This window comes from Helicobacter pametensis ATCC 51478 (genome assembly GCF_000518225.1).
GTDB classification, from domain to species: Bacteria; Campylobacterota; Campylobacteria; order Campylobacterales; family Helicobacteraceae; genus Helicobacter_G; species Helicobacter_G pametensis.
In genome coordinates this window covers 1-13,968 of sequence record NZ_KI912401.1, presented here as the reverse complement: position 1 = coordinate 13,968, position 13,968 = coordinate 1, and the positions used below count along the sequence as shown (strand labels likewise).

The following is a 13,968-nucleotide window of genomic DNA, read 5'->3' as shown; positions in this document are numbered from 1 at the left end:
AATTCCACCCAAATCTAGGGGTGGATTATTGAGTTTGAAATAAAAAAAAGTTAAAATACTGCCCAAAAAAAGGCTTAACCATGAAGATCAAATTACAACAAGCTCCTTATGTAGCAAATAAGATCGCTCTTGATATTTTCAACTCAACTTTTATTGATGAAAAAGCCTCGATCGAGCACTTACAAAAAACAATCTTTGCAATCCTAGAAGAAGACATCAAAGCTGAAATCATTATCGATGAAAAAGTACGATCCCTGCTTGAAGAGAATTTAGAAGAGATTGAGTTTATGCGTGCTGATGAGAGACAGTTATTTTGGATGATCAAAAAACAAGTCGCACAAGAGAGCGGATTCCCTCTTAATTGGGATGATCGCTATAGCAATCTCTCTCATCAAATTCTTCATGCACTCACCAAAGGTGGCTTGATCTCATACTCTCTCTCAGACAATGTGATCAAAAACCTCATCTTCAAAGCCATCGATTCCTATGTCAAACTTTATGAAGAAATAGAAGATATCGTGATTGAAAAACTCAAAAACTATAAACGCAAGCTTGTTGCAGGAAGTGATGAATATGAACTAATCTTTAGCAAACTCTATGAAGAAGAACTCAAAAAGAAGGGATACCTATGAAAAAAGCGTATATCTACTTTGAAAATGGCACTTTTTTGGAAGCCTTAAGCTTTGGAGCAGATGGCACTAGTGTCGGAGAAGTGGTATTTAACACATCCATGAGTGGATATCAAGAGATCATCACAGATCCAAGTTATGCAGGACAATTCATCACTTTTACAATGCCAGAAATTGGAATCGTAGGGACAAACTCCAAAGATAATGAGCGCGAGATTCCACATTGCAAAGGGATTATTGTCAGAAAATATCAAGATTTCCCATCCAATTTCCGATCCCAAGAAAAACTCTCTGATTTTTTATGTAAGCACCAAATCATGGGGATTTGCGATATTGATACAAGAGGAGTGACAGCGATGCTTCGCGATCAGGGTGCGATGATGGCAATCATTTCTACAGAATTTTCAGAGATTGAAGAACTCAAAGCTAGACTTGCCAAATCTCCTCGTATCGAAGAAATCAACTACATCCAAAAAGTCTCTATCACGGATGAGAAAGCACATTCCAAAGGAACTTTTTGCTTTGCTAAAATGGATTTTCAAACTCCACCAACACACAAAACAGTAGTTGCCATAGATTTTGGTGCCAAAGATAATATTCTCAATGAGCTTGTGCAAGCTGGCTTGCATGTGATTCTTAAACCTCACAACTTTGATGCCCAAGAGATCATCTCTCTCTATCAAGACAAAAAAATCCATGGAGTTTTTCTCTCCAATGGTCCGGGAGATCCCATGGTCTTGCAGGATGAAGTGAAGCAAATCCAAAAGCTCATTGCAGCCAAGATCCCCATCTTTGGGATCTGTTTGGGTCATCAGCTCCTCTCCATAGCTCATGGCTACCCCACAGAAAAACTCAAATTTGGTCACCACGGTGGCAATCATCCAGTCAAAAATCTTGCCAATGGAAAAGTAGAAATCACGGCACAAAATCACAACTATTCTGTCACAGATGCGATTTTGGAGATCGCTGATGTCACACATCGCAATCTTTTTGACAACACGATCGAAGGAGTAAGATACAAAAATGCTCCAATCTTCTCTGTGCAATATCACCCAGAAGCAAGCCCTGGTCCAACAGATAGCAAAGAGCTTTTTAGACAATTTGCTCAAATGCTTTGATCGCTCTGGATAAAAGTATGCTAGAAAGGCTATCAACCCATCTAGCTAGCCTAGATATACTGATCGAAAATTTTAGTTTTGAAGGTATCTAAAAGATTAAACAAATCACCTATCACCCCCTATTTTTATCCCCCCCCCCTTTTTTTGTCTTAAATCACCCCACGATAAAAGCTAATTTGGCTAGCAAAACAATGATCAATGAGAGACAAAATACAATCGGATGGACATATTTTCCAATCGGATTGGGTCTTTTGAAAATAAAAAACATCGAGAGCGAAAAAGCAGCCAAAGCAAAAATGCTCAATCCCAAAATCATTTTGATCGTTAGAAGCGTTTGCCCCATCGTATCAAAATATCCATTTCCACCTCCAAGATGCTGAGAAATCATCATCCCTCCACTCAAAATCAATAACAATAAGCATGGAGGCATCACTCTTGTTTCCATTGTGCCAAGAATACCTTTGATCTGAGCACTCCACTCTTGAGGGATACGATTTAGAATCGGGGTGATAAAGACTATTTCAGCAAACAAAAATCCCACGAAAAAAATCGCACAAAACAAATGCACAATCAGTGCATAAGGATAAACCATCTCCATTTCTAACTCCTTTTAAAAAATTGCAATCCTATCCAAAAAATAAACTAATATTTGATTTAATATTTTTTAGATGGATGGCATGAAAATACCTATTTTTGTTTCTTTCGTTGCTTTTGCGCAGATTCTTTATTCTATAGAAGCAAATTCTTGGCAAGAGTTAGGAATCTCACAAGTACCCAAGCCACCAAGTGGAGCAATAGTTGGTGAGATCACACTCAAAGAACACAGCACACTCACCCTCACCACATCTTCTGATCCTACGCTCAATCAGCAATATTTTGATGGGGATCTGCTTGCTGAAGGAGTTGATCTACAAATCAATCTCACCACACAAGGAGCAACAGCTGATGGCTATACCCCAATTTATTGGAGAACTGAAAAATCCCCCCCAGTTTTAAATGCTTTTACATGTGGAAAAATGCAGGGCAATGAAGGGGCCTGCTCACTAAAGTTTCAAATCGATTCCACTCTCACTCCACTCAATCGTATGTTTTATCTCGATAAAGGCACATTGACACTGGATCAAAATGTTTTTCTTACCCTTAAGCCAAAAGGAAGAGTTCGATCTGTCTTTCACAATGGTGGGACACTTGAGTTTGATGGGAGATTTTTTGTAGATCTAAGAGATCAAGAAGGAACTTTCACTGATCCCAAAATCACAGGAGTTCGCAAAGTCGCAGTCGAGCATCACGGAGTCGCTACAAAAATCAATACTTATGAAAAAGATTTTGATGTCCAAATTTATGGAGATATTATCTCAGCAGGTCAGAGATTTGAGCTCAATCTTTTGACTCCCCAATCTATCTTTGAAGGACATTTTGAGATTGGTGATTCTCCAATTTATTATTCTCAAAATATTGTGAGGATCAATAATGGAGCAAGTGCAAAAATCAATCTCAATTTTCTCCAAAGTACCAATCCCGCCCCCCAACGCTTCACTCTCTCTTTGCAAAATGGCTCCAAAGCCACCATCGATGCGACTCTAGATCGCACTCAATATGCTTTGATCGATTTTGATGTGTCACATTCCTTACTTTATGCCAATCTCTCCTACTCTCCAGGCTCAGCCAAAAGAGGAGATAGAGACAACACAAGGATTGCCTTGCACAATCAAGGGACTTGGATCACAACCCATAATGCATTTGCTGATGAGATTTTTTTCAATGTCTTATTACCCACTCAACAAGATCCAGTCATCCCCGATCAACCTCCACCCAATCCTCCACCCCCCTATCCCCCAGAGCTTACTCCTTCTGGAAGTGGAGGAAATATAGATCTAAGATATTCTGATTTCAATCAAACCCTAAGAAGCTTTGATCGTATGAGTGAAGCCAATCGCATCACGCTCACTTCCAAACTCATCGCTGGACATGAGGGAGTTTTCAAACTCTATGGGATTTTAAATACTGCTCTTTGGGACAAAGATGCACAAGGTAACTCAATCGCTACTGATCAAATCATCACAAATCTTATCAAAGGAGATCACTATATTCAGATCTATTGGGATCCAAAAACCCTTGATTCATCACTTATTGGTGTGGATCTCAAAAAACATCATCTCATCGTAGCCAAGCAACTTAGCACAGAAACTCAAGGCAATTTTATCGGTGCCTCCACTCCGATTGGGATTTATAACTACACCACTTCACTTATCAAAGAAGAGCTCAAAGATGAGACAAATAATACAGTCGGATATAAATGGATCATTGGAAATATCAATGGCCTCTCTCCAGACCCCACTCCATCACAACCTGCCAAAACCCTCAATGGTATCTTTAGTATTCCTTACAAGAATTTTATTTCTCAAATCTCCACACTTCATCAGCGTTTAGGAGATCTTAGATATCTCAATACTTCATTTGGAGCCTATCTCAAAACTAGTTATTCCCTCCTTCATGCCAAAGGAACTCTTTTGGCCTCTCAGGCTTTGAGTATGCATACAGACATCACTCTTGGAGCAGATTATGGACTATATAGCTATAGAGGAAAGACTTTTTTGGGTGCTGCGCTCAACATCACGCCATTTCAAGATTTTGGAGAAAATCAAAGCTATCAGGGCAATAGCATCGCATATGGATTCTCTTTGTATGGCAGCACACTGTTTGATAATGGAATCTACACAGATATAGTCATAAAATACTTTTTTGCCAACCATGAATACAAGCTATCTTCCCAAGATTTGCTTGGATCTTCGATCAATTTCTCCTCTCAAGCTCTACTTGGATCCTTTGAGATGGGATATCGGTTTAGACTACCCATTGAGACTTCAAATTTTGATCATAGCTTTTATTATCTCAAACCTCAAATCAATTTGGTAGTCGGCAATATTTTTGGTGGCAAACCCATATCAGTAGCACATAGGAATCATTACTCTATCCATGCTCAATATGCCTCTTCTATCCCTATCCAGACAAGCCTATCTTTTGATCTTGGGAGACGCTTTGATCGTCCTTCTTTTTTGGGAGATGTGTTTGTCACTCTTGGAGCAGAATACACATTCAATGCTGGCAATCCCATCACGCTTCAGACACCTTTCAACCAAGGCACTTTCAAACAAGATGATATTTTCAATCTCAAACTTGGAATCGGAAGTAGTCTGATCCTAAACTCAGGAATGCGCTTTTATTTTGAGATGCATTCAGCATTTTTGGGGCGTATCGCTCCAGTATTTAATCTCAATGCGGGTATTAGGATCCCCATCGGCCATGCCAAACAAGAAAATCCCTCATCTTCACAACCACCACATCCTCCGATTATTTATGGTTTCTAAGCCTTATGTAAAAAATTTTGATTGACTTTTTTGAAGTTTTTAATTACTATAGATTTGTAGTAATTAAACAATGAATACTAAATATAACCTAAAAGGAGGAAAAATGAATCAATTACTACAAAAATTTATGGAGCAAAAATCGCTCAAGAGTGCTTTTTGGATCATCACGATTCTTATGAGCACGATTTTGGTTTATTATAGTGCGAATCTTGGAAAAGAGGTTCCACCACTTCCCGCTTCTGTAAAAAGCAGCGATGGAAAGGTTCTCTATACTCAAGAAGATATCATTGCTGGAAAAGGATATTTTCAACAATTTGGTCTAATGGGTTATGGAACTCTTCTTGGAATGGGTTCTTATATGGGACCAGATTTCACAACAGAGATGATGCACAAAAAAATCGTCAATCTCTATGAAATCTATTCTCAAAAGCTATTTCAAAAAGATCTTCAATCCCTTGATGCTGCACAAAAAGCTTCTATCAAGGCTCAAGTCATCGAGGATGTCAGAAGCGTTCAGCTCACTGAAGGAACTGTCACCTATACTCAAGAGACGACAGAAGCCTTTCATCAAGCTGTGAAGTATATTGCTGATTTTCTTGTCGATGGGAATCCTGACTGGGGATATCAAGGAAAGATTATCCGTCCAGAAGAAGCTAAAGCGATTGCTGCATTTTTTGACTGGTCCACTCTTGTTGCCACAACATATCGTCCAGGCAAAACTGTCACTTGGTCAAACAACTGGCCCAATGAGCCTCTAATCGATCAAGATGCGACATGGGAAGCTCATTCTATCAGTCTTTGGGAATGGCTATGGTTATGGCCTTTGAGTATTTTGGTGGTTTGGATGACTTATGAATATCTCATCAAATCTAAAGAATCAGAACATGAGCCACTCTCTCCTCCTCTTCAGATTAACTCTATGTTTAAATCTCAAGAAAAGCTTTTGAAGTATGTCCCTATCGTGGCACTCTTTAGTGTGATTCAGCTTGTTCTTGGAGGATATTTGGCGCATATTTATGCAACACCAAATGAGACATTTATCATCCCTCAAGAGATTTTACCCTTCAATGTAGTGCGACAATTTCACATCAATCTAGCCATTATTTGGGTGACGATTGGATGGCTTGTTGGAGGTTTATTTATCGCTCCTTTAGTGAGTGGAAAAGATTTGAGATTCCCACGACTTGTAGATGTTTTGTGGATTGCCTTGCTTGTTGTTGGTGGAGGTGGACTAATCGGAATCTATCTTGGGACTCAAGGATATTTGCGCGAAACATGGTTTTGGCTTGGAAGCGAGGGAAGAGAATACTTAGAGCTTGGAAGAGTTTGGGATATCGGACTTTTGATTGGGCTAGTATTTTGGTTCCTTATGGTTTTCTCAACAATCAGAAAAGCCAAGCAAGATATTCTTGTCGGGACGATTATTTGGTCTGCTTTTGGGATCGCAACACTCTATATTTCTGGAATGATGCCTATTCACAAAATCATCCCAAATTTCACTGTTGATGACTATTATCGATGGTGGGTTGTGCATCTTTGGGTGGAATTGACTTTTGAAATCTTTGCCTCTGGTGTCATTGCTTTCTTATCTGTAGCACTAGGACTTGTGAGAAAATCAATCGCTCAGCGCGTGATGCTATTTGAGCTTGTTTTGATTGTTTTGACAGGAATTCTTGGTGTTGGACATCACTACTGGTGGCAAGGTGCAGATAGTCACTGGATTGCAATTGGTGGAATCTTCTCAGCACTTGAACCTCTTCCTTTGATCATCCTTATGATTGAAGCAATCAAAGAGCAAAACCACATCAAAGCAATGGGCAAAAAATTTGAATGGGGTGTTCCTTTCTTGTGGCTTGCTGGAAGTGCATTCCTCAATTGGTTTGGAGCAGGATGGCTTGGTATGGTGATCAATACTCCAATCATCAACTACTACTCTCATGGAACATATCTCATCATTCCTCACGGACATGTGGCGATGCTTGGTGCGTTTGGATTTATCGCATATGCCTTTGTTTATATGCTTGCCAAAGCCAATGCATTGGCCAAAAATCTAGAGTGGAGTGATACTCCTAGCAAAGTTGGCTTCTGGCTTTTGACCATAGGTGTGATCGTCTATAGTATTCCAACACTCATCATTGGTTTCCATCAAGCACAAATTGCATATGAGTATGGCTATTACTTTGCAAGATTGAGAGAAACACTAGAAGCGGTTGAAGGGTGGATGTGGTTTAGAATCCTTCCAGATTCGATGATGATTATTGGTGGGATTATCGTCTTCCTTGATCTACTTCAAAAAATCTATATGGCTAAGAAAGCCTAATACTCTAGTCTAGAGATCTTTCTCTAGACTAAGATTTCAATCTTCTAATCCAAGATCTTCAAACTCTCCAAATTTGACAATGAAGTCTCACTAAGTAAGGCAATGATTTCATTACGGATCTTGCTCCATTTATGATGCAAAAAACAAGGATTTTTGCAATCACATTGTGAAGCATTCAAAATACAGCGATGCTCATCCAATTCGCTCACACTTTGAACTATATCGTATAAAAACACTCTCTTAGGATCACGGATAAACTGAAAGCCCCCATCTCTCCCCCTTTGAACACTTAGAATGTCGCTCTTAGAGAGCTTGGTCAAAATATGTGTGAGATACTTGTAGGGGATTTTCAAATCAGTATGAAGTTTCAAGGCAGAAAAAATAGTGTTAGGAGAGAGGGAAAGATGATAGACGATTTTAAGTGCATATTTTTGTGTCTGATTTAAAACCATCTAACTCTCTCTCTATTCTCCTAGCACACACTTCCAAAGGTTTTAGCAAGTCCACCCAAAGAAGTTTCTTTGTATTTAAGATCCATATCTTTTCCAGTCTGATACATCGTCAAAATCACTTCATCAAGCCCAACAGTTGGATCACTCTCTCTGCTCATTGCCATTCTAGCTGCACTGATTGCCTTGATCGCTCCAAATGCATTACGCTCAATACATGGGATCTGCACAAGCCCTGCTACAGGATCACAAGTCAAACCCAAATGATGCTCCATAGCAATTTCAGCAGCTGAGCAAACTTGGGCAGGAGTAGCACCCATCACCATTGCCATCGCACCTGCTGCCATCGAGCTTGCCGAACCCATCTCTGCTTGGCATCCTGCTTCAGCACCACTGATAGAAGCATTTTTCTTATAAAGTGATCCAATTGCCATAGCCGTCAAAAGAAAATCGACTACCATCTTTGGTCCAAAGCGTTCTTTGAGCTGTTCTTGCAAATAAAGCATCACAGCAGGAACTACCGCACAGGCTCCATTGGTAGGAGCTGTGACGACTTTTCCTCCAGCACCATTTTCTTCTGCCACAGCAATCGCATACAGTGAAACACTATCAACAATCGCCAAAGGATCAGAAGAAGTGCTTTTGTGTTTTCTATAGAGTTCTGGAGCACGACGCTTGAGTTTAAGTGGTCCTGGCAAAATTTCTGAATTTGGCTCACAACCATTGCGATATGACTCTTGCATCGCATCCCAAATCTCTAGACAATATTTCTCAATCTCTTCTTGTGTGTGAAATTGCTTCTCAAACTCCATGGAAATTTCAGCGATACTCTTGTGATACTTGCTACACAATTCAAGCAAATCTTTGGCACTCGTGAAATCTAACTCAAGCTTAGAATCTCCACTTGTTGTAGAAGGATTTTTGAGCTCTTCTTCTGTAGCGATGAAGCCGCCACCGATTGAATAATACACTTGTGAGCAAATAAGCTTCCCTTCAGCATCAAAAGCATTCAAACGCATCCCATTTTCATGAAGCGGTAAAAAATCTCTATAAAACACCACATCTTCTTCATAAAAAAATGGGATCTCTTGAGTTCCAGCAAGATTGAGCTTATGATCATTGAGTGCTAAATGCAAGATAGATTCTTTAGAAGTTGGCGTCAGCTCCTGAGCCTTGATACCACTTAGTCCAATGATGCAAGCCAAATCTGTCAAATGTCCCTTTCCTGTCAAAGAAAGAGATCCATAAAGTTCGATTTTGATTTTTTTCACATCTTGAAGATGAGGTGTGATCAATTCACAAAAAAGATTCCCCGCAAGCATGGGTCCCACAGTGTGGGAACTGGAAGGACCAACGCCGATTTTAAAAATACTAAGATTGCTTCCCATTTTCTACTCTTTAGAGGAAAAATTTAGCCATGATACTAGAAATAGCCAACAATCCAGTGATGACCACAAACGCATCAAGAGCTGGATTTTTCCATTTTTCCATTGCCTTCACGCGATAAACTGCATAAATTGGCATCAAGAACAAAATCACAGCAATGATTGGCCCACCAAGATCTTCAATGAATCCCAAAATACTTGGATTGACATAAGCCACCCAAATCATTGTGACATACATAAATACTGTTGTGAAAATATTGATTGCCTTAAGATTAGGATTCTCATTTCCACTCATTTTGATGGCTTTTCTAATGATCCCATTAAGCCCTTCTCTAGCACCAAAATAATGACCAAAAAATGAGCTCAAAATCGCCAAAAATGCGACAAGTGGGGCACCATAGGAGATGATTGGATTATCAAGTTTATTGGCAAAGTATGAAAGGATTGGGATATTTGCCTCGCGTGCAGCTTGGAAATCTTGAGCATCAAGACACATAATACAACTCACCACAAAGAACATGACAAAAAAGAGCAACATCCCTGAGGTTCTAAAGAGATTCTGAGAGGCCTTATATGGAGCCAAATCACCATATTCTCTTCTCATCGCAACAGAAAAAGTTGAAATTGCAGGAGAATGATTGAAAGAAAACACAAGCACAGGCAAAGTCAGCCACACAACGCTTAGAAATTCTTTGGCACTTGGAACTTCTGAGAGAATCTCAAGCTTCCAACTTGGAATCAAATACACAGAAAAAGCAAGAAGAACTAAGCACAATGGATAGACAAGGGCATTACATGCCTTGGTCACCAATTCTTCACTCAATGTCATCACAAACATCATCGCACTCACCAAAAGTGCAGCAAGGACAAAGCGATTAAAGGGATCAAAACCAAGCTGATTGACAAAAAAACTATCAAAAGTATTGGTAATCCCTACCCCATAAGCCAAACAAATAGGATAGATCGCAAAAAAATACAAAATCGTAATCAAAAGACTGATACCACGCCCAAAATGCTCTTCAGCAGCATGAGTGATGTCTTTGTCTGCTGCACTTGATGCACACACAAAACGACTAAGCGCTCTGTGACTAAGCCAAGTCATAGGAAACACAAGCAAAGCCATCACAACAATTGGCCAAAACCCTCCAGTCCCAGCACGAATTGGCAAAAACAAGATCCCTGCTCCAACTGCTGTTCCAAACAAAGACAACATCCATCGTGTATCAAATGTCGTCCAACTCAATTTTTTCTGCATAAAAGCTCCTTAGAAAAAAATCTGGTTGTATACCAAGCATTTATTCTAACAAAACCCATAGTTTTTGCACTCCAAATTACGCTCTTCTTAAATCAAGCAGATTCTACAATATCTGCCATTTTCTGAGGATCTCTTGGGGAAAATCCCCTAAATAACAAGTAGAAAAACACTTAGTCTACTTCCAAGGTTAAAACTTCAATGATTTAAGTTTAGATTAAGAATACTCAAGAATTAGTGCTTTGATCTCTTTCTTTTGATCTAGTGGCAAAAAGCTTGCCTCCAGAGCATTGAGACTAAGTTGTCTCAGCTCATCTTGCGCAGGATGGAGCGCTTGAGCAATCGCTTCAAAATTTGCATTCATATATCCACCAAAATATGCCGGATCATCAGAATTGATCGTGACACATAGTCCATACCTCAAAAGTCGCAAAAGATTATGATTTTTAAGGTTTGGCGTTACTTTAAGTGCATAATTGGAGAGAGGACACATAGTCAAAGGAATGCGTCTAGATCTCAATACTTCAAGAAGCTCCAAACTCTCCTCACATCTCACACCATGATCGATCCGACACACCCCAAGCTCTAACGCCTCTTGAATATAGCTAGAATCCCCCTCCTCTCCAGCATGTGCCACTAGCAAAAAACCCTCTTCTTTTGCTCTTTTGAAAAGATTTTTAAACTTTGAGGGAGGATTACCCACCTCTGAGCTATCAAGGCCGATTCCAATGACTTCATGTCTAAAATCAAGCAGATCTTCCAAAGTCCTCATCCCCTCTTCTTCAGACAGATGGCGCAAAATACATGCAATCAGATAGCTAGAGATCCCTAGCTCTTCTTTGGCTTTCTTGAGTGCTTGAGTAATCCCTCTGACAACAGTTTCAAGTGGTATGCCTCGCATCGTGTGTGTTTGTGGATCGAAGAAAATCTCTGTATGGACAACGCGCTCTTGATGACATCGAAGCATATAAGCCCATGTTAGTTCAAAAAAATCCTCTTGCTTACAAAGCACAGAAGCTCCCGCATAATAAAGATCCAAAAACGACTGCAAATCTCCAAACTGATAAGCCCGTCGAATCTCTTGGAGATTCTGATAAGGGATAGGGATCCCATTGGCATGGCTTAGTTTCAACATCATTTCAGGCTCAAGTGCGCCTTCAATATGAAGATGCAGTTCGATTTTGGGAAGAGAGTGGATAAAGTGAAGCATATAGATTCCTTATCAAAAAAGATTGAGGATTATACACAAAAGAAGATTTTGAGCACAATGAGAGCCTAGCTTATGCTAGAATCCCAAGCTTTATTATAGACAGGTGTCCGAGTGGTTGAAGGAGCACGCCTGGAACGCGTGTAAGGTGCAAGCCTTCGAGGGTTCGAATCCCTTCCTGTCTGCCATATTATGACTTCTCAACTATATTTTTACTAATCTCTGTTTTTTCTCTTGAAGTGTTGAGAGAGAATATCGAGCCACTAAAACATCAAATTTTGAAAAATCTTCTTTTGTGTGAGCCAATTCAAGGGCATTGTAATACTCAAATTTGCTTTCATTTTTGATATTGATCGCGGGATAACCCGCTTTAAGCAATTCAAGATTCATTACTAATCTTGATGTTCTTCCATTGCCATCAACAAAAGGATGGATACCCACTAAAATCGCATGAGTTCTTGAGGCCTTGATAATGGGGTGCAAATCTTGAGTTTGATACCATTGGATAAAGTCTTGCATTTTACTAGGGACTTCAAAATGTTCTGGAGGAATATGCTCTGATCCTGAAATCCTTACATTGCATTTTCTATAAGTTCTTGCATTATTATCATCAATGCCCTTCAAAATGAGAGAATGGATCGATTTAATATCATATTCATTTAGTGGTTGTTTTTCTCCAACCAATCCTTCAATAAACTCAATCGCATCATGATGATTGATCACTTCAAAATGTTCTCTTAGTGATTTTCCCCCTATAGTAACACCCTCCAAAACAACTTTTGTTTCCATAAGTGTAAGTGTATTTCCCTCGATTGCATTGCTTTCATAGGTATATCGCAAATTGAAATCTTGTCGAAATGATTTTTCTTCTTCTTCTAGAATTTCAAATTGAGCGATTAAGTTTTTGAGATCATCAATTTCATTTAAAATTTGTTCTAGATTCATTCCTCTCTCCTATTCTTTATGTTTATTTGACTCCAACATGACAAACAAACATAAGAATAAAAATCAAGCAAATTCATACAAGGAGAGGCAGGAAAAACTCTCCACTCAATCTAGCTTCCATTCTTGGACTTTCTTCCTTGTATGATTGTGAGAGTGTCAAAGTATTTTTGCAAAAGTCCAAACACCTTTGGCACTTTTGCATCTTTCTATCATCTCATCCAAAATGGGGCTTAGATAGGATGTAGATTTGAGCTAGATTCTTTTCTCCATTTGAATAAAAATCTAAAGACATTTAAGGAGAAAGAAGAATATGCAAACATTTTTTATTGCTGGAGGCATTAAAACATATCAGAGTGTTGAAAAATATATAGAGGATTGGGATAATGCAGGAGAAGTAGCCAAATATCGTTATAGAGTCTTATGCTTCTATGACAAACACGGATTAGATGCAACACTTGATGCATTTAATATCAGTAGAAGAACTTTATTTCGGTGGAGAGCCAAACTCAAATACACTAAAAGAGTTGTTGCTTTAAAACCCAGAAGCTCTAGACCCATTACCTTCCGAGCTTCTAGAATAAACCCTTTGATCATAAGAAAAATCAGAGAGATTAGAGAAATATATCCAAATATGGGAAAAGATAAGATATTTCATCTCAAAGAATTTAGAGAATATTGCAAAGAAAGAAACTATTCTATCCCCTCCATTAGCACCATAGGAAGAATTATCTCTAGAGATCCTTTTAAAATGAGATATGCACTTAAAAAACCAAAGATAAAAAGACTTAGAGTTATAGATAAAAGAAGAAAACCAAAAGATTGATTATACTTCTCCTCCACTTCAAACCATTGCAATGGATACTATTACTTATAGATTTGAAGGAAGAAATCATTTCGTGCTTACAGCCATTGATTTAAATACAAGAGTAGCCTATGCTAAGCCATTACCTACTAAACATACTAAACACACTGCTCAAGCACTCTTAGAAGTGATAGAGAGTGTAGAGAGTCTAAGAACCAAAGCTCTTGGCTCATCTATATCCAATCAATCCAAAAACACTATCACAATCCTTTCAGACAATGGAAGTGAATTTCATAAAGAATTTGAAGCTTTAATCAAAGAGAGAAAACTAGAACACTTATGGACTTATCCTAGAAGTCCAAAGCAAAATGCTCACAATGAAAGATTTAATAGAACAATACAAGAGAGTTTCATTCAATACAACCAAGATTTACTCTTTAAAAAACCAAAAAGATTTGAAGAGAAGTTGAGAGAATGGCTAGAGATTTACAAT

General features: G+C 38.9%; 12 protein-coding genes and 1 tRNA gene. 7 read left to right on the top strand and 6 right to left on the bottom strand.

Annotated elements, in window-relative coordinates:
- Window positions 1–80 precede the first annotated feature (80 nt).
- Together T391_RS0104640 and carA are read left to right on the top strand one after the other, a co-directional pair.
- Window positions 81–632: a DUF507 family protein gene (locus tag T391_RS0104640; protein WP_027327346.1), complete on the top strand. Its 552-nt coding sequence runs from the start codon at window positions 81–83 to the stop codon at window positions 630–632.
- On the top strand, window positions 629–1,747 hold the full coding sequence (gene carA, locus T391_RS0104635; protein WP_027327345.1) for a glutamine-hydrolyzing carbamoyl-phosphate synthase small subunit: 1,119 nt from the start codon (window positions 629–631) through the stop codon (window positions 1,745–1,747). Before T391_RS0104640 ends, carA begins: the two co-directional genes overlap by 4 nt.
- Window positions 1,748–1,901: 154 nt before the next feature.
- On the opposite strand, the gene T391_RS0104630 is transcribed toward carA, so the two are convergent.
- A complete protein-coding gene (locus T391_RS0104630) occupies window positions 1,902–2,345 on the bottom strand; it encodes a hypothetical protein (RefSeq protein ID WP_027327344.1) in 444 nt (147 codons plus the stop codon).
- A gap of 79 nt (window positions 2,346–2,424) precedes the next feature.
- Here T391_RS0104630 and T391_RS0104625 point away from each other — a divergent pair, with 79 nt between their 5' ends.
- A complete protein-coding gene (locus tag T391_RS0104625) occupies window positions 2,425–5,115 on the top strand; it encodes an autotransporter outer membrane beta-barrel domain-containing protein (RefSeq protein WP_027327343.1) in 2,691 nt (896 codons plus the stop codon).
- Between the two features lie 103 nt (window positions 5,116–5,218).
- On the top strand, window positions 5,219–7,435 hold the full coding sequence (locus T391_RS0104620; RefSeq protein ID WP_027327342.1) for a cbb3-type cytochrome c oxidase subunit I: 2,217 nt from the start codon (window positions 5,219–5,221) through the stop codon (window positions 7,433–7,435).
- 44 nt (window positions 7,436–7,479) lie between these two features.
- On the opposite strand, the gene T391_RS0104615 is transcribed toward T391_RS0104620, so the two are convergent.
- The 4 genes from T391_RS0104615 to T391_RS0104600 form a co-directional block, all read right to left on the bottom strand.
- A complete protein-coding gene (locus tag T391_RS0104615) occupies window positions 7,480–7,887 on the bottom strand; it encodes an RrF2 family transcriptional regulator (RefSeq protein WP_027327341.1) in 408 nt (135 codons plus the stop codon).
- Between the two features lie 20 nt (window positions 7,888–7,907).
- Window positions 7,908–9,272, bottom strand: coding sequence for an L-serine ammonia-lyase (locus tag T391_RS0104610; RefSeq protein ID WP_027327340.1), 1,365 nt, complete (start codon window positions 9,270–9,272; stop codon window positions 7,908–7,910).
- Window positions 9,273–9,282: 10 nt separating this feature from the next.
- Window positions 9,283–10,524, bottom strand: a complete 1,242-nt coding sequence (locus tag T391_RS0104605) for an SLC5/6 family protein (protein WP_027327339.1) — start codon at window positions 10,522–10,524, stop codon at window positions 9,283–9,285.
- 214 nt (window positions 10,525–10,738) lie between these two features.
- Entirely contained in the window at window positions 10,739–11,731 is a 993-nt protein-coding gene (locus tag T391_RS0104600; protein ID WP_027327338.1) for an adenosine deaminase, read from the bottom strand.
- 97 nt (window positions 11,732–11,828) lie between these two features.
- Here T391_RS0104600 and T391_RS0104595 point away from each other — a divergent pair.
- Window positions 11,829–11,916, top strand: a tRNA-Ser gene (locus tag T391_RS0104595).
- A gap of 16 nt (window positions 11,917–11,932) precedes the next feature.
- On the opposite strand, the gene T391_RS08020 is transcribed toward T391_RS0104595, so the two are convergent.
- Window positions 11,933–12,673 carry a Fic family protein gene (locus T391_RS08020; protein WP_034583902.1) on the bottom strand — a complete coding sequence of 247 codons (741 nt, stop codon included), beginning with the start codon at window positions 12,671–12,673 and terminating at the stop codon, window positions 11,933–11,935.
- Between the two features lie 310 nt (window positions 12,674–12,983).
- Here T391_RS08020 and T391_RS08015 point away from each other — a divergent pair, with 310 nt between their 5' ends.
- Window positions 12,984–13,496 carry a helix-turn-helix domain-containing protein gene (locus T391_RS08015; protein WP_027327324.1) on the top strand — a complete coding sequence of 171 codons (513 nt, stop codon included), beginning with the start codon at window positions 12,984–12,986 and terminating at the stop codon, window positions 13,494–13,496.
- Window positions 13,471–13,968: DDE-type integrase/transposase/recombinase (locus T391_RS08415; protein ID WP_338041833.1), on the top strand; the 498-nt coding region annotated here is incomplete at its 3' end. The genes T391_RS08015 and T391_RS08415, both read left to right, overlap by 26 nt.